Source organism: Shinella sp. 1A1 (assembly GCF_055379515.1).
In genome coordinates, this window is record NZ_AP039671.1 from 3277590 (window position 1) to 3297340 (window position 19751).

Consider the following 19751-nt stretch of genomic DNA (forward strand, 5'->3'; position numbering starts at 1 on the left):
CATATCCCGCCCCGGCAGGCTGAAAGCCTGCCCGGAACGGCCTCGTGTCTGTTCCGCCATCATCCCCGGTATGTCTCCGTCCGTTTGCCGCCTGATCGACAAGACATCCCAATCCGGCGCGCAAGGTCCGCATCTCCACGCCGAATCAACGCTTTAACGATACTTGTTTCACGAATCGTCGGGAAGGGACGGGGACAAAAAAGAGGCGGCGCGCCTTGTCAAGCGCGCCGCCTCTAGATGTTGTGGATAATCCGGGTAAGGATCAGTACCTGTAGTGCTCGGCCTTGAACGGACCCTGCGGCGTCACGCCGATATAGCCGGCCTGCTCCTCGGAGAGTTCCGTGAGGCGGGCGCCGAGCTTGGCGAGATGCAGGCGCGCGACCTTCTCGTCGAGCTGCTTGGGCAGGATGTAGACTTCGTTCTGGTAGTTCTCGCCCTTGGTGTAGAGCTCGATCTGGGCCAGCACCTGGTTCGAGAACGAGGCGGACATGACGAAGGACGGGTGGCCGGTCGCGTTGCCGAGGTTGAGCAGGCGGCCTTCCGAGAGCAGGATCATGCGGTTGCCCTTCGGGAACTCGATCATGTCGACCTGCGGCTTGATGTTGGTCCACTTGAAATTGCGGAGCGCGGCGACCTGGATCTCGTTGTCGAAGTGGCCGATATTGCCGACGATCGCCATGTCCTTCATCTCGCGCATGTGCTCGATGCGGATGACGTCCTTGTTGCCGGTCGTGGTGATGAAGATGTCGGCGGAGGACACGACGTCCTCGAGCTGCACGACTTCAAAGCCGTCCATGGCGGCCTGCAGGGCGCAGATCGGGTCGATTTCCGTGACCTTGACGCGGGCGCCGGCGCCGCGCAGCGACGCGGCAGAGCCCTTGCCGACGTCGCCGTAGCCGCAGACGACGGCGACCTTGCCGGCCATCATCACGTCGGTGCCGCGGCGGATGCCGTCGACCAGCGATTCCTTGCAGCCGTACTTGTTGTCGAACTTCGACTTGGTGACCGAGTCGTTGACGTTGATCGCCGGGAAGGGCAGCAGGCCCTTTTGCTGGAGCTGGTAGAGACGGTTGACGCCGGTGGTCGTCTCTTCCGTCACGCCCTTGATCGCGTCGCGCTGCTTGGTGAACCAGCCCGGGGAGGCGGCAAGGCGCTTCTTGATCTGCGCGAAGAGGATTTCCTCTTCTTCCGAACCGGGATTGACCAGCACGTTCTCGCCGGCTTCGGCGCGGGCGCCGAGCAGGATGTACATGGTGGCGTCGCCGCCATCGTCGAGGATCATGTTGGAGAGGCCGCCGCCGGCCCACTGGAAGATCTTGTCCGTATACTGCCAGTATTCGGTGAGGCTCTCGCCCTTGACGGCATAGACCGGGATGCCGGCGGCCGCGATGGCGGCGGCGGCGTGGTCCTGTGTGGAGAAGATGTTGCACGAGGCCCAGCGGACGTCGGCGCCGAGCGCGACCAGCGTCTCGATGAGGACGGCGGTCTGGATCGTCATGTGCAGCGAGCCGGTGATGCGCGCGCCCTTGAGCGGCTTGGAGGCGCCGAACTCTTCGCGGCAGGCCATCAGGCCCGGCATTTCCGTCTCGGCGATCTGAATTTCCTTGCGGCCGAAATCGGCAAGCCCGATATCGGCGACGTGGTAGTCCTGCGTGGTGGTCATCAAAAATCTCCAGTCGTGATGGCGCTTCCTATCAGGAAACGGCGACTGGAGCAACCGGACATAAAGAAGTCTTTATATCCTTATGTCGACGCGTGGTTTACATTTCCTCGCCGAAGCGGTCGGCAATCAGCGCGTCCAGCGCGTCGAGCACCTCGCGGGCCTGCGTGCCCGTGGCGGTGACGAGCACGCTGCAGCCGGGGCTGGCGGCCAGCATCATCAGGCCCATGATCGAGGTGCCGCCCACCGTCATGCCGTCCTTGGAGACGGTCACTTCCGCGTCGTAACCGTCGACGGTCTGGACGAACTTGGCCGAGGCGCGGGCGTGCAGGCCGCGCTTGTTGATGATGAGAAGCTCTTTCGAGACGGTCATGGGCGGCAGGGAACCTTACTTGCCGCTGAGGACGCGGCTTGCCACGTTGATATATTTGCGGCCGGCTTCCGACGCGTCGATCAGCGCCTTTTCCATGTTGTTCTCGCCGCGGATGCCGGCGAGCTTGATCAGCATGGGCAGGTTCACGCCGGCGATCACCTCGATGCCCTCGCCGGTCATCACGGAGATCGCAAGGTTCGACGGGGTGCCGCCGAACATGTCGGTGAGGATGATCACGCCATGGCCCTGGTCGGCGCGGTTGACCGCCTCCAGGATGTCCTGGCGGCGCTGGTCCATGTCGTCCTCGGGGCCGATGCAGACCGTCTCGATGGCCTTTTGCGGACCGACAACATGTTCAAGGGCGTGACGGAATTCCTCCGCCAGCTTGCCATGGGTGACAAGCACCAGTCCGATCATCAGCAGTCGCTCCAGTTTCCCGACACAAACGGACGGCCCATTACCGCAATGCAACAATTCCGTCCACCGTTGGGGTGGCCATCATGTCAATGAAAAGCCCGAGTGCAAGCCCTAAATGCCCGTTCTGGCGTTTTGCCGGGGCTTTTGCGGTCAATCCCGGAGGATTTCCGGGTGCAGCGTGGCCAATACCGAGAAAGCCGTGCAGCCGGCAAGGAGCGGCAGCCGCGTTAGCGGCAGGAAACGCCCCGGAAGGATCTCCGCCGTTTCCCCGTCCGGCGGCAGGCGCTCGGCAAAGGGCGGGGCGATGGGCCGCACGGCCCGGTGCAGCACGGCCTCGCTAACCGTCTCCATCCGGACGATCCCCGCGCCGCGCACCTCGATCAGCCCGGCGATGCTGGCGGGCGCCCGCGCAATGAGCCGGCCCTCTTCCTCGTGGACGAGAACCTGGTCGTCGCTGACGAGCGCGGTGGACAGCCCCCGCCCGCGGGCCTCGTGAATGCATTGGAGGGCGGCCGCGCTCTTGCCCGCGCCGGAGGGGCCGACGAAGAGGAGCCCCGTCGCGCCGATCACGATGGCCGTTCCGTGCACGTTGACCGCGCCGCTCATTTCTTCGGGTCGGCGGGGAGAGAGAGGGTGAAACGGGCGCCGTGCTTTTCGCCGGTCGCCTTGTCGACGATGTTGTCGGCTTTCAGCGTGCCGCCGTGCGCCTCGGCGATCTGGCGGGAAATGGAGAGGCCGAGGCCGGAATTCTGGCCGAAGCCCTCGCTCGCCGGGCGGTCCGTGTAGAAGCGTTCGAAGATGCGGTCGATATCTTCCGCCTGGATGCCGGGACCATTGTCCTCGACCTGGATGATGCAGCGGTCGTTCCGCCCGCGCGAAAGCCGCACGACGATGCGCCCGCCGGGATCCGGCACGAAGGAGCGTGCGTTCTCGATGAGGTTCGTGACGATCTGGCCGATGCGCAGCTCGTAGCCGCTGACCTCGAAGCGCGCCTTCGGATTGTCCTTGCGGTCGACGACAAAGTCGAGCGTGACGGGTTTCTTGCGCGTATTGACCTGGCGGGAGATGTCGATGAGGTCGCCGAGCAGCTTTTCGAGGTCGATGCTGCGGGCGTCGCTGCGCGCCAGTTCCGCATCGAGCCGCGAGGCGTCGGAAATGTCGCTGATCAGGCGGTCGAGGCGGCGCACATCGTGCTGGATGATGTCCATCAGCCGCTTCTTCGAATCGTCCGTGCGGGCGAGCGGCAGCGTCTCGACGGCGCTGCGCAGAGAGGTCAGCGGGTTCTTCAACTCGTGGCTGACATCGGCGGCGAAGCTCTCGATGGCGTCGATGCGGTCGTAGAGCGCCGTCGTCATCTGGCGCAGCGCGATGGAAAGATTGCCGATCTCGTCCTGGCGCACGGAGAAGTCGGGGATTTCCTCGCGCTCCTTCGCCCCGCGCCGGACGCGGATCGCCGCCGCCGAAAGCCGGCGCAGCGGATTGGCGATGGTGCTGGAGAGGAGCAGCGACAGGGCGATGTTGACGAGGCCGGCGACGCCGGCGACGCGCATGATGGCGAGGCGCTCGGCGTGGACGATCTTGTCGATGTCGCCCGCCTGCGTCGAGAGCAGCAGCACGCCGAGCACCGCGCGAAAACGCTGCACCGGCACGGCGACCGAGACGATCAGCTCGCCCTTGTCGTTGACGCGCACGACGGCGCCGCGCACGCCGGTCAGCGCGTTCATCACTTCGGGATAGATCGAGCCGTCGCCACCCGGCGCTTCCTTGTATTGCGGCAGGTTGCTCGGCTGGAGAATGCGGTTGAACCAGACGTTGAGCTGATCGAGCAGGCTCGGGGTCTCCGGCTCCACGGGCGGCAGGTCGAAGCGCAGCACCTGGCCCTGCGTATAGAGATGGCGCGAATCGAGCAGCAGGTTGGCGTCGGTGTCGTAGATGCGCGCGCGTGTGCGGGTCGGCGAGATCAGCCGCCGGAGGACCGGGGCGATGCGCTCGGGATTGATCGGGAATTCGAGATCGTCGTCGCCCGGCAGGGGCGTGATGCTCTGGCCCGCCTGCAGTTCCAGCAGCTTTTCAGGGTCGATGGTGATCGAGTTGGTGTCGACCGTGGCGGAGGCGGAGATCGCGCCGGCGATGATCTCGCCCTGGGTCAGCAGGCTCTCGACGCGGGCGTCGATCAGGCCCTCGCGGAACTGGTTGAGATAGAGGATGCCCGCGACGAGCACGACCAGCGCGACGAGGTTGAAGAAGAGGATGCGCCGCGTGAGGCTCGAGAAGACGGCATTGCCGAAGATGCGGCGGGCCAGCGTGAAGGGATGGGTCCAGCGGCGTCCGGCGCGCGGCGCGGGCCGGCCTTCGGCGTCCTCTCCATCCCTTTCCAGCACGGTCTGCGACAAGCGGGTGATCCTTCATGCGGCGCAACGCCGCCGACCGCGGCATGCCATCGCTGCCGCGGTCGATGCAAGCAAAATCGCCTCAGGCGGTCTCGCGGAAGCGATAGCCGACGCCGTAGAGCGTTTCGATCATGTCGAAGTCGGTGTCGACCATCTTGAACTTCTTGCGAAGCCGCTTGATGTGGCTGTCGATGGTGCGGTCGTCGACATAGACCTGCTCGTCATAGGCGGCGTCCATCAGCGAATCGCGGCTCTTCACCACGCCGGGGCGCTGGGCGAGCGAATGCAGGATGAGGAATTCCGTGACGGTCAGCGTCACCGGCTCGCCCTTCCAGGTGCAGGTATGGCGCTCCTGGTCCATGACGAGCTGGCCGCGCTCCAGCGAGCGGGCCGTTATCTCGCCGGGCTTTGCGGTGCCGGCCGCACCCGCCGAGGCGGCCGCCTCGCGGCTCGAGGCACGGCGCAGGATCGCCTTGACGCGCTCCACCAGCAGGCGCTGTGAGAACGGCTTGGTGATGAAGTCGTCCGCGCCCATCTTGAGGCCGAACAGCTCGTCGATCTCCTCGTCCTTGGAGGTGAGGAAGATGACGGGGATGTCCGACTTCTGGCGCAGGCGCCGCAGAAGCTCCATGCCATCCATGCGCGGCATCTTGATGTCGAAGATCGCAAGCTGCGGCGGGCGGGCAAGAAGGCCGTCGAGCGCGGATGCGCCGTCCGTATAGGTCTCGACCTTGTAGCCTTCCGCCTCCAGGGCGATCGACACGGATGTGAGGATATTCCGGTCGTCGTCTACGAGTGCGATCGTCTGCATCCTGCTTGTCTCCATATTCATGGGCGCCTTTCCCGACCTCGGCCCGACCTCGGATCGAGTTCCTGTCCTGGACGAATGAAGCGCCTGTCTGGGGGTAAAGGTGGAACAAATTGTGGCAAAGATAAAGGGAGACGTTCCGGGCCGTATTTTCCACTCCTTTTTAAATCGATTATTCAAACGATTAAAAAAGTAGGACAAATATTTAAATCGATTAATAGTTTGATATTATTGCCTAATTTCGATTTCACTCTTGTTTTTGTGACAATCGCGGATTAGCTTCCCCGGAAATTCACCTGGCTCTTCGTCCACGGAGGAAATCTGGACCATGCAGGAACTCGGCGTTCGCAACCCCGCTCTGGGGCTCACCGCGATGGGTATCAACACCAGCGGCACGGTCCGGTACAACTTTGCAGCAGAGGCCCTTTATGAAGAGGCCCTCGGCCGCGGCGAAGCGGTCAGGACGGCCCATGGCGCCCTGCGCGCACTCACCGGCCAGCACACCGGCCGTTCGCCCAAGGACAAGTTCGTCGTGCGCGACGAAAACACCGAGGACGCCATCTGGTGGGACAACAACAAGGCCGTGTCGCGCGAGCATTTCGACGCGCTGCATGCTGACATGCTGGCCCATGCCGGCGGCCGCGATCTCTTCGTGCAGGATCTCGTCGGCGGCGCCGATGCGGAATACGCCCTGCCGACCCGCGTCGTCACGGAACTCGCCTGGCATTCGCTGTTCATCCGCAACCTGCTCATCCGTCCGGAAGAGAAGGATCTGGCCGGTTTCGCGCCGAAGCTGACGATCATCGACCTGCCGACCTTCAAGGCCGATCCGGCCCGCCACGGTGCGCGCACCGAGACCATGATCGCCTGCGACCTGACGCGCGGCATCGTGCTGATCGCCGGCACCTATTATGCCGGCGAAATGAAGAAGTCGGTCTTCACTGTGCTCAACTGGCTGCTGCCGTCGGAAAAGGTCATGCCGATGCACTGCTCGGCCAATGTCGGCCCGGCTGGCGATGCTGCCGTGTTCTTCGGCCTGTCCGGCACCGGCAAGACGACGCTTTCCGCCGACCCGAACCGCACGCTGATCGGTGACGACGAGCACGGCTGGGGCGAGAACGGCATCTTCAACTTCGAGGGCGGCTGCTACGCCAAGACGATCCGTCTTTCGGCCGAGGCCGAGCCGGAAATCTACGCCACGACCCAGCGTTTCGGCACCGTCCTCGAAAACGTCGTGCTCGATGCGCAGGGCGTTCCGGACTTCAACGACGGCTCGCTGACGGAAAACACCCGTTGCGCCTATCCGCTGCACTTCATCCCGAATGCCAGCGAGACCGGCCGCGCGCCGCATCCCAAGACGATCATCATGCTGACGGCCGATGCCTTCGGCGTGATGCCGCCGATCGCCAAGCTGACGCCCGACCAGGCCATGTACCACTTCCTCTCCGGCTACACCGCCAAGGTTGCCGGCACGGAGCGCGGCGTGACCGAGCCGGAAGCCACCTTCTCGACCTGCTTCGGGGCCCCCTTCATGCCGCGTCACCCGACGGTCTACGGCAACCTTCTGAAGGAGCTCATCGCCGAGCACGGCGTCGATTGCTGGCTGGTCAATACCGGCTGGACGGGCGGCGCTTACGGCGAAGGTCGCCGCATGCCGATCAAGGCGACTCGCACCCTGCTCGCCGCCGCCCTTGACGGCTCGCTGAAGAACGCGCTCTTCCGTCGCGACGACAATTTCGGCTTCCAGGTGCCGGTCTCGGTGCCGGATGTCGACACGAAGATCCTCGACCCGCGCTCGACCTGGGCGAACGGCGCCGCCTATGACAGGCAGGCCCGCAAGCTCGTCGACATGTTCATCGCGAACTTCGGGAAGTTCGAAGACCAGGTCGACGGCAGCGTCCGCGACGCGGCCCCGGGCCTGAAGGTTGCCGCCGAGTAAGGTCTCGGCGATGATTCACGTGAAACCCGGCCCGCAAGGCCGGGTTTTTCGTCTCTGCAGGCGGCTTCCCGTTCGCCCCACCGCCCGCTACAACGGCCTGGAAAGGAACATCCATGGCCAGCGACCCCCTCTATATCAGCCGTTCGATCACGATTGCCGGTTGGGAACTGACCGAGCAGTTCGTGCTGGCCGGCGGTCCGGGCGGGCAGAACGTCAACAAGGTCTCGACGGCGGTCCAGCTCTTCTTCGACCTGCGCAACTCGCCCTCTCTGAGCGAGCGGGTGAAAGAGAATGCGGAAAAGCTCGCCGGCCGCAAGGTCTCCAAGGACGGCGTGCTGATGATCGAGGCCAACCGCTTCCGCAGCCAGGAGCGCAACCGGGAGGATGCGCGCGAGCGGCTGAAGGAACTGATCCTCAAGGCCGCCGAGCCGCCGCCCCCGCCGCGCCGCAAGACCAAGCCGACGAAGGGTTCGGTCGAACGCCGGCTCAAGGCGAAGTCCGGCCGTTCGGACGTGAAACGCATGCGGGCGAAGCCCTCGGGCGAATGATCGCCGCAACTTGGCCGTTTATGCGTGGAAAGGAAACGACGCCTTTCCTTTGCGGGCAAGGTCTGCTTAAGTCGGGAAAAACAGGAGGATGGACATGGGTCTCTTCAGCTTTATCAAGAACGCCGGCAAGAAGCTCGGGATCGGCGGCGACGACGAGGCGCCGGATGCCGAGGCGGTCAAGAAGGAACTGGAATCGCACGGCCTTGGCACCGATCAGGTGCAGGTCGAGGTGGTCGACGACAAGGTCGTGCTGAAGGGCAGCGTCGCGGACCAGACCGTCTTCGAAAAGGCGATCGTCGCCGTCGGCAACACGCTCGGCGTTTCCAAGGTCGATACCGAGGCGCTCGCCGTGGCGGCCGCTCCGGCCAAGGAGCCGGTCTTCTACACGGTGAAGAAGGGCGACAACCTCTGGAAGATCGCCGAGGCCCAGTACGGCAAGGGCAAGGGCGCCAAGCACACGGTGATCTTCGACGCCAACCGCCCGATGCTGTCGCATCCGGACAAGATTTATCCCGGCCAGGTGCTGCGCATTCCCGATCTCGCGGAAGCCTGAGCCGTGACGGCCGAGCGCGGCCTTGCTCCGGGGCTGCGCTATCTCCCCGACCGTTTCGACCGGACGGCGCAGGAAGCGCTCGTCGCTGCCATCAGGCAGGTCGTGGCCGAGGCTCCGCTCTTCGTCCCGCGCATGCCGAAGACGGGAAAGCCGATGTCGGTCCGCATGACCAATTGCGGATCGCTCGGCTGGGTGACGGACAGGGAGCGTGGCTACCGCTACCAGTCCGCGCATCCCGAGACCGGCTGTCCCTGGCCGGCCATTCCGGACATGCTTCTGGCCTTGTGGAACGAGGTTTCCGGCTTCCCCGGGCCGCCGGAAGCCTGCCTCGTCAATTTCTACGATCCCGATGCGAAAATGGGTCTGCACCAGGACCGCGACGAGAGCGACTTCTCCGCCCCGGTCGTCTCGGTGTCGCTCGGCGATGAGTGCCTGTTTCGCGTCGGGGGCGTTTCCCGCAGCGATCCGACGCGCTCCTTCCGGCTGTCGAGCGGTGACGTCTTCGTCTTCGGTGGGCAAAGCCGGCTGATCTTCCACGGCGTCGACCGCATCTATCCCGGCACCTCCACGCTTCTGAAGAAGGATGGGCGCATCAACCTGACGCTTCGCCGGGTCAATCCCTAGAGAATTTCCAGCAAAAGTGCGAAGCGGTTTTGCGTTCGGAAATGCGGAAATACTTTAGCCGGCTTACAATTTACGCAAAGCCACCGTCTCGATGAGGTGGTTCCTGCCCTTCTGCAGGATCAGGTCGGCGCGCGGGCGCGTCGGCAGGATGTTCTGGTGCAGGTTCTTCAGGTTGATGTTGCGCCAGAGGCCCTCGGCAATGGCCAGCGCCTCGTCCTCGCTGATCGTCGCATAGCGGTGGAAGTAGGAATCCGGGTTCTTGAAGGCCGTTTCGCGCAGGCGCATGAAGCGTTCCACATACCAGGCGTGGATCAGCTTCTCCTCCGCGTCGATATAGATGGAGAAGTCGAAGAAGTCCGAGACCATCGGCACGATCTTGCCGTCCGCCGGCAGGTTGCGCGACTGCAGCACGTTGATACCCTCGAAGATCAGGATATCCGGCCGGTCGACGGTGCGGAAGCTGTTCGGCAGCACGTCGTAGGTCAGATGCGAATACATCGGCGCCTTGACGTCCTTCTTGCCGGCCTTGATCGCCGAGAGGAAGCGCAGCAGCGCGCCGGTGTCGTAGCTCTCCGGAAAGCCCTTCCGGTCCATCATGTTCTCGCGCTGGAGCACGGCGTTCGGATAGAGGAAGCCGTCGGTCGTCACGAGGTCGACCTTGGGGCTCGACGGCCAGCGCGACAGGAGTTCCATCAGGATACGCGCGGTGGTCGACTTGCCGACCGCCACGGACCCGGCAATGCCGATCACGAAGGGCGTCTTCGCCTCGTCGGAGAGGCTGAGGAACTGCTTGCGCTGCTCGAAGAGCATCTGCGAGGATTCGACATGGGCCGACAGCAGGCGGGACAGTGAGAGATAGATGCGCCGGACCTCGTCGAGGTCGATGGGGTCGCCGAGGGAGCGCAGGCGCTGGACCTCGTCGGCGGTCAGCGTCAGGGGCGTATCGGCCCGGAACCGCGCCCATTCCTCCGCCGGGAAGAAACGGTAGGGAGAATAGTCGCGGTTGCCGAAATCGTCCGGTATGTCCGCCTGGTCCTTGTCGCGCGCTGCCTGGATCATCAGCTCTTCCGGCTGGCCTTTTCCGCAAGGCCGGACTGGCCCGTGCGCCTCTCCAGCTCCCCCATGACATCTTGTAGCGGCACGCCGCCGATTTTCAATACGACCATGAGATGATAGAGCAAATCGGCTGTTTCGCTTGTCAATTCGGCCTTTTTGCCCTCGATGGCCGCGATGACGGTCTCGACCGCCTCTTCCCCGAGCTTTTTCGCCGCTTTCTGCTGTCCGGCCGCAACGAGCTTCGCCGTCCAGCTCTCCGACGGGTCGGCCGCGGCGCGGGCCGCGACGATGGCTTCGAGATCGGCAAGGGTGAAGGTGCTCATGAGATGCTCCTCAGTCGAGCCGCATGGCGATGCCATGCTCGGCCATGTAGCGCTTGGCCTCGCCCACCGTGTAGGTGCCGAAGTGGAAGATCGAGGCGGCGAGCACCGCCGTCGCATGGCCGTCGCGCACGCCCTCGACGAGATGGTCGAGCGTGCCGACGCCACCGGACGCGATGACCGGCACGGAGACGCGGTCGGCAATCGTCCGTGTCAGCGCGATGTCGTAGCCGCCCTTCTGGCCGTCGCGGTCCATGGAGGTGAGCAGCAGCTCGCCCGCGCCGCGCTCCACCATCTTTTCCGCAAAGGCCACGGCGTCGATGCCGGTCGCGTTGCGGCCGCCATGGGTGAAGATCTCCCAGCGGTCCTCTTCGCCTTCCGCCGAAACCTTCTTCGAATCGATGGAGACGACGATGCACTGGTTGCCGAACTTGTCGGCGGCTTCCGCCACGAAATCCGGATTGGCGACGGCGGCCGAGTTGATCGACACCTTGTCGGCCCCGGCGAGCAGCAGCTTGCGGATATCGGCGACCGTGCGCACGCCGCCGCCGACGGTGAGCGGCATGAAGCAATGGTCGGCCGTGCGCGCCACGACGTCGAAGATCGTGTCGCGGTTGTCCGAGGAGGCGGTGATGTCGAGGAAGCAGAGCTCGTCGGCGCCGGCCGCATCATAGGCCTTGGCCGATTCCACGGGATCGCCGGCATCGACGAGGTTGACGAAGCTGACGCCCTTGACGACGCGGCCGTCTTTTACATCGAGGCAGGGGATGACGCGCGCTTTCAAAGTCATGCAGCTTTTCCTCGTGCTTCGCGGACCAGCGCCAGCGCTTCCGCGGGATCGATGCGCCCGTCATAGAGCGCCCGGCCGGAGATCGCGCCTTCCAGTTTGCGGGCGTCAGCGGCGACGAGGCGGCTTATGTCGTCCATCGAGGCAAGGCCGCCGGAGGCGATGACGGGAATGGAGACGGCGTCGGCCAGTTCCAGCGTCGAGGCCCAGTTGATGCCCGCCAGAATGCCGTCGCGGTCGATGTCGGTATAGATGATCGCGGCGACGCCCGCGCCCTCGAACTTCTTTGCAAGCTCGATCACGCCGAGCTCGGAGGCTTCCGCCCAGCCCTCGACGGCCACCTTGCCGCCCTTGGCGTCGATGCCGACCGCGACCTTGCCGGGAAACGCCTTGCACGCAGCGATGACGAGCGCGGGATCGCGCACGGCGACGGTGCCGAGGATGACGCGCGACAGGCCGCGTGCCAGCCAGCTTTCGATATGCTCCAGCGTGCGGATGCCGCCGCCGAGCTGCACCGGATTCTTCGTGGCCTTGAGGATGGCGTCGACGGCCGCGCCGTTGACGCTTTCCCCCGCGAAGGCGCCGTTGAGGTCGACGACATGCAGCCATTCGAAGCCCTGGTCCTCGAAGGCTTTCGCCTGCGCGGCCGGGTCGGGATTGTAGACGGTGGCCTGGTCCATGTCGCCGAGCTTGAGGCGAACGCACTGGCCGTCTTTCAGGTCGATGGCGGGAAAGAGGATCATGTCAGGGTTTCCAGCGCAGGAAATTGGTGATGAGGGCAAGGCCGAGCGTCTGGCTCTTTTCCGGATGGAACTGCGCGCCGGCCTTGTTGCCGTTGGCGACGAAGGCGGTCATCGGCCCGCCGTAATCGACGGTCGCGACCACGTCTTCCCGGTTTTCCGCGGCAAGGTGGTAGGAATGCACGAAATAGGCGTGCAGCGTTTCCGGGATGCCATCGAAGAGCGGGTGAGGGTGCTTGCGGTCGAGCGTGTTCCAGCCGATCTGCGGGATCTTCAGCTCCGGATCGGAGGGCGTCATCTTCACGACGTCGCCCTTGATCCAGCCGAGACCCTCGGTCACGGTCTTTTCCAGGCCGCGCGAGGACATGAGCTGCATGCCGACGCAGATGCCGAGGAAGGGGCGGGCCCTGTTCTCGACCACGTCGCGCAGCGCCTCCACCATGCCGGGCACGGCATCGAGGCCGCGGCGGCAATCGGCATAGGCGCCGACGCCGGGCAGCACGATGCGGTCGGCGGCGGCGACGCGCTCGGCCTTGTCGGTAAGGTCGATTTCCGCTTCGATGCCGGCTTCGCGCGCCGCCCGCTCGAAGGCCTTGGTGGCCGAGCGCAGGTTGCCCGAGCCGTAGTCGATGATCGCAACGCGCATGTCAGCGTCCTTCCTTGAAACCCACGAGGCCGAGCATGGGAGCGTGCCGGCGCGCGGAGGTTCCGGAGGCCGGCAGGGAAACGCTGTCGCGCGTCTCCGCCTCGCCGGCCGGGGTTTCCACGTAGTAGATTGCCTCCGCCGTTTCCCGGTCGTCGGCGGAGATCGCCGCATCGACTGTCCAGCCGCGCCGCTCGAGGCCGGCGACGACCATGGAGGGGCCTTCGAGCGCGACGAGGAGATTGGTCGCAAGGCAAAGGCCGAGGCCGGCAAGGCCGAAGACCGGATGATCCGCCACGGCCGAGCCGAGTGCCTGCACCGCGAAGGCGAGGGCGGCGGCGAGCCAGGCCCGATGCCAGAGCAGCCAGATCACCGGCAGGAAGAGCGCGAGCCAGGAGAAGCGGTCGCGGATGACGCGGGCCTTTTCATCGCCCTTTCGGGCACCCGGCGGTATCAGAACGAGGAACGTGGCCATGGGAGGCCTCCAACTGTGCCTTTGCTCAGGCCAGCGAACCCTTCGTCGAGGGAACGCGGCCCGCCTGGCGGGGATCGATCTCGGTCGCGGTGCGCAGCACGCGCGCGACGGCCTTGAAGCACGTCTCGGAGATATGATGGTTGTTCGCGCCGTAGATGTTCTGGATATGCAGCGTGATGCCGGCGTGCTGGGCAAGCGCATTGAAGAATTCGCGCACCAGCTCGGTGTCGAAGGTGCCGATCTTCGGGGCGGAGAAATTCACGTTCCACACGAGGAAGGGACGGCCGGAGACGTCCACGGCGGCGCGCGTCATCGTCTCGTCCATGGCAAGGTCGAGCGAGGCGTAGCGCGTGATGCCGCGCCGGTCGCCGAGCGCCTTCGCGATGGCCTGGCCGATGGCGATGCCCGTGTCCTCGACCGTGTGATGGTCGTCGACATGCAGGTCCCCTTCGGTCTTGATCTCCATGTCGATGAGCGAATGGCGCGACAGCTGGTCGAGCATGTGATCGAAGAAGCCCACGCCCGTCGAAATGGTCGACGTGCCGGTGCCGTCGATATCGACGGTGACCGAAACGGAGGTCTCGTTCGTCTTGCGCGAAACGCTGGCTGTGCGGCTCATGGGTTTCTCCGGTGATTTTACCGCCGCTCCTTAACAGGGCTGTCATGAAAATGCCAGTCTTTCACAGGCCTTCGGCGCAGGACGAAAGGTCCTCGTTATCACCCGCCGCTTGCTCCGTTTGCAATTGCCGAGCCGCTGCTTACATAGATGACAACGAAGCCGCCTCGTCGGCGGTGCCCCGCCCGGTATCCGGGCCCGAAAGGTCCATCCATGAGTGAACACGACCCCTACGCTTCCATGCACGCCACGACGATCATCACCGTCCGCAAGGACGGCAAGGTGGTCATGGCGGGCGACGGCCAGGTGAGCCTCGGCCAGACTGTCATGAAGGGCAATGCGCGCAAGGTGCGCCGGCTTGCCAAGGGTGACGTCATTGCCGGTTTCGCCGGCGCGACCGCCGATGCCTTCACGCTGCTCGAACGGCTGGAGGCCAAGCTCGAGCAATATCCCGACCAGCTGATGCGCGCCGCCGTGGAGCTTGCCAAGGATTGGCGCACCGACCGCTACCTGCGCCGTCTCGAAGCCATGATGCTGGTCGCCGACAAGTCCGTTACGCTGGCGCTGACCGGCAATGGCGACGTGCTGGAACCGGAACACGGCACCATGGCGATCGGCTCGGGCGGCAACTATGCCTATGCAGCCGCCCGCGCGCTTATGGATACCGACAAGTCGGCCGAGGAGATCGCGCGCCGCGCCATGCAGATCGCCGGCGATATCTGCGTCTACACCAACCACAATGTCGTGGTGGAAACGCTGGATGCCGACCGCTGACCTCTACGCCTTCCGGCCGGTGACGGCGGCCGACCTGCCGATGCTGGAACGCTGGCTGAACGCGCCGCATGTCCGGCGCTGGTGGGGCGAGCCGGCGAAGGAAGTCGCCGGCATCGCAGAGGATTTCGACGATCCGGCAATGGCGTCCTTCATCGTTCTCCATGCCGGAACGCCCTTCGCCTACCTGCAATCCTACCGGATCGCGGCCGATGATTTCTCCTTCGGCGACCGGCCGGACCGCACTGTCGGCATCGACCAGTTCATCGGCCTTGCCGACATGGTCGGCATCGGCCACGGCCCGGCAATGATCGACGCCTTTGCGGCCAAGGTCTTCGACGAGGGTGTGGAACGGATCGTGCTCGATCCCCACCCGGACAATGCGCATGCCATCCGGGCCTATGAAAAGGCCGGATTCCATGCTTTCGATCAACGCATGACTGAGGACGGCCCGGCGCTGATGATGGCCCGGGACCGTTGCTAGAAACGGAAAAGCCCATGTCCAATTTTTCGCCCCGCGAGATCGTTTCCGAACTCGACCGCTTCATTATCGGCCAGCACGACGCCAAGCGCGCCGTGGCCATCGCGCTTCGCAACCGCTGGCGCCGCCACCAGCTCGAGCCCGATCTGCGCGACGAGGTCATGCCGAAGAACATCCTGATGATCGGCCCGACCGGCGTCGGCAAGACGGAGATTTCCCGTCGCCTCGCAAAACTCGCCGGCGCACCCTTCGTCAAGGTCGAGGCGACCAAGTTCACCGAGGTCGGCTATGTCGGCCGCGACGTCGAGCAGATCGTCCGCGACCTCGTGGAGGTCGGCATCGGCCTGGTGCGTGAGAAGAAGCGCGCCGAGGTGACGGCCAAGGCCCATATGAATGCCGAGGAACGGGTGCTCGACGCCCTTGTCGGCGCGACCGCCTCGCCGGCGACGCGCGACTCGTTCCGTAAAAAGCTGCGCAACAACGAGCTGGACGACAAGGAAATCGAGATCGACATCGCCGATACCGGCGGCATGCCCGGCGGCTTCGAGATCCCCGGCATGCCGGGCGCCAATATCGGCGTGCTGAATCTCTCCGAGATGTTCGGCAAGGCGATGGGCGGGCGCACCAAGAAGGTCAAGACGACGGTCAAGGACTCGTACAAGGTCCTGATCGACGACGAATCCGACAAGCTGCTCGACAACGAGCAGATCCAGCGCGAGGCCATCCGCTCGGCGGAGAACGACGGCATCGTCTTCATCGATGAGATCGACAAGATCGCTGCGCGCGACGGCGGCATGGGCGCGGGCGTCTCCCGCGACGGCGTGCAGCGTGACCTGCTGCCGCTCGTTGAGGGCACGACGGTCGCCACGAAATACGGGCCGGTGAAGACCGACCATATCCTCTTCATCGCATCCGGCGCGTTCCACGTCTCCAAACCCTCGGACCTGCTGCCGGAGCTTCAGGGCCGCCTGCCGATCCGCGTCGAGCTGCGCGCCCTCACCAAGGAGGACTTCCGCCGCATCCTTACGGAAACGGAGGCAAGCCTTATCCGCCAGTACAAGGCGCTGATGCAGACCGAAGACGTCACGCTCGACTTCACCGAGGATGGCATCGATGCGCTGGCGGACGTCGCCGTGCAGCTCAATGCCAGCGTCGAGAATATCGGCGCGCGGCGTCTCCAGACGGTGATGGAGCGGGTGCTCGACGAGATCTCCTTCGAAGCGCCGGACAAGGGCGGCAACAGCCTCGTCATCGACGCCGAATATGTGCGCAAGCATGTCGGCACGCTGGCGGCCAATACGGACCTGTCGCGCTACATCCTGTGACGTTTCGGCACCGGTGATCCATTAGCGGGTCGCCGGTGCCGCATTTTTGAAGGCGGAACCTCTCGACAGAAGGGGCGCTCCCGCCTTACGCCTTTGCCGCGCTTGGCATCATTCCGACATGTTCGTCGTGCATCGGTCGCCGCCATCCGCCGACAGATTTGATCAGACGGGAAACGGAATCGTGCGACAGTTCTTGCCTGTGCTTGCCCTTGCAGCCGCCCTTTTTGTCCAGAGCCAGACGACGGCGCTGGCCATCGACGTGGTGCCGCCCGGCAACCGCAATGCCGAGCAGCCCGCCATTCCGGGCGCCTCCACGCGCCGCACCAAGGCCGGCAAGACCTCCTTCGACGCGAAGTACGAGAAGGTGCGCGACCTCATCGCCAACGACCGCCAGCTCACCGGCAAGATCAAGTCGACCGCCGCGAAATACGGCATCGACCCGATCCACATGGTCGGCGCCATCGTCGGCGAGCACACCTATAATGTCGACGCCTATGACCGGCTGCAGAGCTACTATGTGAAGGCCGCGTCCTATACCGGCAACTTTCGCTTCGCCTATGACGGCGAGACGGTCGGCGACTTCATCGCCCGGCCGGAATTTTCGCAATGCGCGTCGAAGAAGGGCTCCTACGCGCTCTGGACCTGCCGCGAGGGCGTCTGGAACAAGACCTTCAAGGGCCGGACGGTCGGCGGCACATCCTATCCGAACAACCGCTTCAGCGCGGTGTTCTTCCAGCCCTTCTATGCCGGCCAGACCTTCGGCCTCGGCCAGATCAACCCGCTGACGGCCCTTACGCTCACCGACGATGTCGCCCGCATCTCCGGTTACGACCGGCTCGACGAGAACGACGCGGCCGGCGTCTACCAGGCGATCATGGACCCGGACACCTCGCTCGCCTATATGGCCGCCGCGATCCGCCGCTCGATCGACGCCTACAGGAAGACCGCCGGCGTCGACATCTCGAAGAATCCGGGCCTGACGGCGACGCTCTACAATATCGGCAATCCCGATGCCCGCGCCGCGGCCTTCGCCGCGCGCCGCGCGTCCGGCGAGGCGACCTGGCCGGAAGAGAACTATTACGGCTGGCTGATCAACGACAAGCTGGCGGAACTGCGCGGCCTGCTCTAGCTTTCCGCAGGTCCGGCCGGAAGGGCGCTGCGCGCTTTTGCGGGAGCCTGCCCTGATTTCTGCCTCGCTCTCGGCCCACACTTCGGGCAAGCCGATTGAAAGGAAGAAGACGATGGACATGCGTCCCGAGCCGTTCGAACCGCCCGCGCCCGTTCCCCGCACGGTGCCGCCCTCGAAGATCGAGATCATCCGGACCGTCTTCCGCAATCCATTGGAACTGTGGGGCGTGCCCTCCTATACGCTGCCCTGGATCATGACGAGCTTCTTCGGCGAGAAGACGCTGATCGTCAACGATCCCGGCCTTATCAAACATCTCCTCGTCGACAACGCCCAGAACTACAGGATGGCGACCGTCCGCCAGCTCGTGTTGCGCCCGATCCTGCGCGACGGGCTGCTGACGGCCGAGGGCGCGGTCTGGCGCCGCTCGCGCAAGGCCGTCGCGCCGATCTTCACGCCGCGCCATGCCAGGGGCTTTGCCACGCAGATGCTGGCGCAGTCGGAGCTTTACGCGCAGAAATACGAGGGCGCGGAGGGCGCGGCCTTCGATATCGGCAACGACATGACGGAGCTCGCCTTCGCCGTGCTTTCCGACACGCTGTTCTCCGGCGAGATCGTCACCTCCTCGGACAATTTCGCCGACGACGTGGACGACCTCCTGCACTCCATGGGCCGCGTCGACCCGATGGATCTGTTGCGCGCGCCCTCATGGGTGCCGCGGGTGACTCGGATCGGCGGTCTCAAGGTGCTCGGCAAGTTCCGCCGCATCGTGCGCGACACGATGGAGCTGCGCCTGAAGCGCATGGCGGCGGATGGCGAGACAGTGCCGAGCGATTTCCTGACGCTGCTGCTGCGCGCGGCGGGGCCGGAGGGCCTGACCATGGAGGAGGTGGAGGACAATATCCTCACCTTCATCGGCGCCGGCCACGAGACGACGGCCCGGGCGCTCGCCTGGACGCTCTATTGCCTCGCCAATTCCCCGCATGTGCGGGACGCGATGGAGGAGGAGATCGACCGTGTCGTGGCAAGCGGCGCCGATCCCGTCGACTGGCTGGAGCGGATGCCCTGGGCCCGCGCCGCCTTCGAGGAGGCGATGCGGCTCTATCCGCCCGCGCCCTCGATCAACCGCGAGGCGATCGCCGACGACGTGTGGACGAGCCCCTCCGGCGAAACGGTGGAGATCCCCAAGGGCGTCACCATCCTCGTCATGCCCTGGACGCTGCACCGCCACGAGCTGCTGTGGCAGAAGCCGCGCGCCTACATGCCCGAACGCTTCCTGCCGGAGAACCGCGAGGCGATCCACCGCTTCCAGTACCTGCCCTTCGGCGCTGGGCCGCGCATTTGCATCGGCGCGACCTTCGCCATGCAGGAGGCGATCATCGCGCTCGGCGTGCTGATGCACCGCTTCCGCTTCGACATGACGGCGCAGACGAAGCCCTGGCCGGTGCAGCGCCTGACGACGCAGCCGGCTAACGGGCTGGCGTTGAGGGTGACGGCTCGTCGGAGCGCTTCTTCGCCTTCTTGATCGTCTTGATCGAGGCGCAGGTCGCCTCGGGATTCTTGCAGGGCTGGTAGACGACGATCTCGCTGCCGCTGCCGTCGTCCCAGACGGCCTGCACGGCGATGGTCTCGGCCTCGCCGGGCTTGAGGTTCAGGTAGAGCCAGTTTTGGCTGTCGTCCGACGGCAGGTTGAAGGGCAGCTCCGGATCGCATTCCGCCATCGGGAAGGTTTTGTCGAGCGCGTCGGAATTGATCGAGTAGCGCACTTCCTTCAGCCGGCAATGCATGGACTGCAAAGCCGTGAAATAGATGAGCTGCTGGCCGGCGAATTCGCGAAACTGCACCCAGCCCGTCTGCTTGTTGGCGTCCAGCATCGCCTTGTAGATCGCGACATCGGGAATCTGCGCCCGGTACTGGCCTTCGTCCTCCTCCTGCGCGCCCGCCGGCAGGCCGCCGGCAAGAAGAAGGGTGGCGGCGAGAAGAAGGTTCGCCGAAAGCGGCTTCCGGCCCGAAGGGCGATGCGGCGGGGAAAGGGCGATCACGGGCGGCTCCTCGTTCTTCGGCATGGGCGCGACATAACACCATTGCGGCCCTGTTTT

At 64.9% G+C, this 19751-nt stretch carries 23 protein-coding genes; 9 read left to right on the plus strand and 14 right to left on the minus strand.

The genetic code is table 11. The annotated features are described in order from the left end of the window. Positions 1–262: 262 nt before the first annotated feature. The 6 genes from ahcY to ACZ48C_RS15970 form a co-directional block, all read right to left on the minus strand. The gene (ahcY, locus tag ACZ48C_RS15945) at positions 263–1663 is read right to left on the minus strand and encodes an adenosylhomocysteinase (protein WP_464781702.1); all 1401 of its coding nucleotides are present in this window, start codon (positions 1661–1663) and stop codon (positions 263–265) included. Between the two features lie 97 nt (positions 1664–1760). Further along, positions 1761–2033 (minus strand): HPr family phosphocarrier protein, encoded by a 273-nt coding sequence (locus ACZ48C_RS15950; protein WP_464781703.1) that lies wholly within the window; start codon positions 2031–2033, stop codon positions 1761–1763. Positions 2034–2048: 15 nt separating this feature from the next. Beyond that, complete coding sequence (locus tag ACZ48C_RS15955; RefSeq protein WP_119257979.1) at positions 2049–2450, minus strand: PTS sugar transporter subunit IIA; 402 nt, start codon at positions 2448–2450, stop codon at positions 2049–2051. 150 nt (positions 2451–2600) lie between these two features. Then, positions 2601–3056: an HPr kinase/phosphorylase gene (locus ACZ48C_RS15960; protein WP_464781704.1), complete on the minus strand. Its 456-nt coding sequence runs from the start codon at positions 3054–3056 to the stop codon at positions 2601–2603. Then, positions 3053–4831 (minus strand): sensor histidine kinase, encoded by a 1779-nt coding sequence (locus ACZ48C_RS15965; protein ID WP_119258025.1) that lies wholly within the window; start codon positions 4829–4831, stop codon positions 3053–3055. The genes ACZ48C_RS15960 and ACZ48C_RS15965 overlap by 4 nt, the downstream gene beginning before the upstream one ends. 91 nt (positions 4832–4922) lie before the next feature. Next, a complete protein-coding gene (locus ACZ48C_RS15970) occupies positions 4923–5651 on the minus strand; it encodes a response regulator transcription factor (RefSeq protein WP_119258026.1) in 729 nt (242 codons plus the stop codon). A gap of 325 nt (positions 5652–5976) precedes the next feature. Between ACZ48C_RS15970 and ACZ48C_RS15975 the strand changes: the two genes are divergently transcribed. From ACZ48C_RS15975 to ACZ48C_RS15990, 4 genes are all read left to right on the plus strand, one after another. Beyond that, a complete protein-coding gene (locus tag ACZ48C_RS15975) occupies positions 5977–7587 on the plus strand; it encodes a phosphoenolpyruvate carboxykinase (protein ID WP_464781705.1) in 1611 nt (536 codons plus the stop codon). Between the two features lie 113 nt (positions 7588–7700). Continuing rightward, positions 7701–8135 carry an alternative ribosome rescue aminoacyl-tRNA hydrolase ArfB gene (arfB, locus tag ACZ48C_RS15980; protein WP_313195282.1) on the plus strand — a complete coding sequence of 145 codons (435 nt, stop codon included), beginning with the start codon at positions 7701–7703 and terminating at the stop codon, positions 8133–8135. 94 nt (positions 8136–8229) lie between these two features. Further along, positions 8230–8688, plus strand: a complete 459-nt coding sequence (lysM, locus tag ACZ48C_RS15985) for a peptidoglycan-binding protein LysM (protein ID WP_119258027.1) — start codon at positions 8230–8232, stop codon at positions 8686–8688. 3 nt (positions 8689–8691) lie between these two features. Continuing rightward, positions 8692–9312, plus strand: a complete 621-nt coding sequence (locus tag ACZ48C_RS15990) for an alpha-ketoglutarate-dependent dioxygenase AlkB family protein (protein WP_464781706.1) — start codon at positions 8692–8694, stop codon at positions 9310–9312. 63 nt (positions 9313–9375) lie between these two features. Here ACZ48C_RS15990 and coaA read toward each other — a convergent pair whose 3' ends face one another. The 7 genes from coaA to hisB are packed head-to-tail and all read right to left on the minus strand — an operon-like array spanning position 9376 to position 13952. Further along, positions 9376–10371: a type I pantothenate kinase gene (gene coaA / locus ACZ48C_RS15995; protein WP_313195279.1), complete on the minus strand. Its 996-nt coding sequence runs from the start codon at positions 10369–10371 to the stop codon at positions 9376–9378. Continuing rightward, the gene (locus ACZ48C_RS16000; protein ID WP_119257985.1) at positions 10371–10691 is read right to left on the minus strand and encodes a phosphoribosyl-ATP diphosphatase; all 321 of its coding nucleotides are present in this window, start codon (positions 10689–10691) and stop codon (positions 10371–10373) included. The genes coaA and ACZ48C_RS16000 overlap by 1 nt, the downstream gene beginning before the upstream one ends. Positions 10692–10701: 10 nt before the next feature. Then, positions 10702–11478: an imidazole glycerol phosphate synthase subunit HisF gene (gene hisF / locus ACZ48C_RS16005; protein ID WP_464781707.1), complete on the minus strand. Its 777-nt coding sequence runs from the start codon at positions 11476–11478 to the stop codon at positions 10702–10704. After that, positions 11475–12218, minus strand: a complete 744-nt coding sequence (gene hisA / locus ACZ48C_RS16010; protein WP_464781708.1) for a 1-(5-phosphoribosyl)-5-[(5-phosphoribosylamino)methylideneamino]imidazole-4-carboxamide isomerase — start codon at positions 12216–12218, stop codon at positions 11475–11477. The genes hisF and hisA overlap by 4 nt, the downstream gene beginning before the upstream one ends. 1 nt (position 12219) lies before the next feature. After that, positions 12220–12861 (minus strand): imidazole glycerol phosphate synthase subunit HisH, encoded by a 642-nt coding sequence (gene hisH / locus ACZ48C_RS16015; RefSeq protein ID WP_464781709.1) that lies wholly within the window; start codon positions 12859–12861, stop codon positions 12220–12222. 1 nt (position 12862) lies between these two features. Continuing rightward, on the minus strand, positions 12863–13333 hold the full coding sequence (locus ACZ48C_RS16020) for a DUF2628 domain-containing protein (protein WP_464781710.1): 471 nt from the start codon (positions 13331–13333) through the stop codon (positions 12863–12865). A gap of 25 nt (positions 13334–13358) precedes the next feature. After that, positions 13359–13952, minus strand: coding sequence for an imidazoleglycerol-phosphate dehydratase HisB (gene hisB / locus ACZ48C_RS16025; protein ID WP_119257990.1), 594 nt, complete (start codon positions 13950–13952; stop codon positions 13359–13361). A gap of 210 nt (positions 13953–14162) precedes the next feature. On the opposite strand from hisB, the gene hslV reads away from it, so the two are divergent. From hslV to ACZ48C_RS16050, 5 genes are all read left to right on the plus strand, one after another. Then, a complete protein-coding gene (gene hslV, locus ACZ48C_RS16030; protein ID WP_119257991.1) occupies positions 14163–14723 on the plus strand; it encodes an ATP-dependent protease subunit HslV in 561 nt (186 codons plus the stop codon). Continuing rightward, complete coding sequence (locus ACZ48C_RS16035; RefSeq protein WP_464781711.1) at positions 14710–15204, plus strand: GNAT family N-acetyltransferase; 495 nt, start codon at positions 14710–14712, stop codon at positions 15202–15204. Before hslV ends, ACZ48C_RS16035 begins: the two co-directional genes overlap by 14 nt. Positions 15205–15218: 14 nt before the next feature. Then, positions 15219–16526, plus strand: coding sequence for an ATP-dependent protease ATPase subunit HslU (gene hslU, locus ACZ48C_RS16040; RefSeq protein WP_464781712.1), 1308 nt, complete (start codon positions 15219–15221; stop codon positions 16524–16526). Between the two features lie 181 nt (positions 16527–16707). Then, positions 16708–17655, plus strand: coding sequence for a DUF1402 family protein (locus ACZ48C_RS16045; protein WP_464781713.1), 948 nt, complete (start codon positions 16708–16710; stop codon positions 17653–17655). A 112-nt stretch (positions 17656–17767) separates the two neighbouring features. Further along, complete coding sequence (locus tag ACZ48C_RS16050; protein WP_464781714.1) at positions 17768–19177, plus strand: cytochrome P450; 1410 nt, start codon at positions 17768–17770, stop codon at positions 19175–19177. Here the strand turns inward: ACZ48C_RS16050 and ACZ48C_RS16055 are convergent. Then, entirely contained in the window at positions 19122–19694 is a 573-nt protein-coding gene (locus tag ACZ48C_RS16055; protein ID WP_464781715.1) for a hypothetical protein, read from the minus strand. The two genes, ACZ48C_RS16050 and ACZ48C_RS16055, sit on opposite strands and share 56 nt — an antisense overlap. Between the last annotated feature and the right edge of the window lie 57 nt (positions 19695–19751).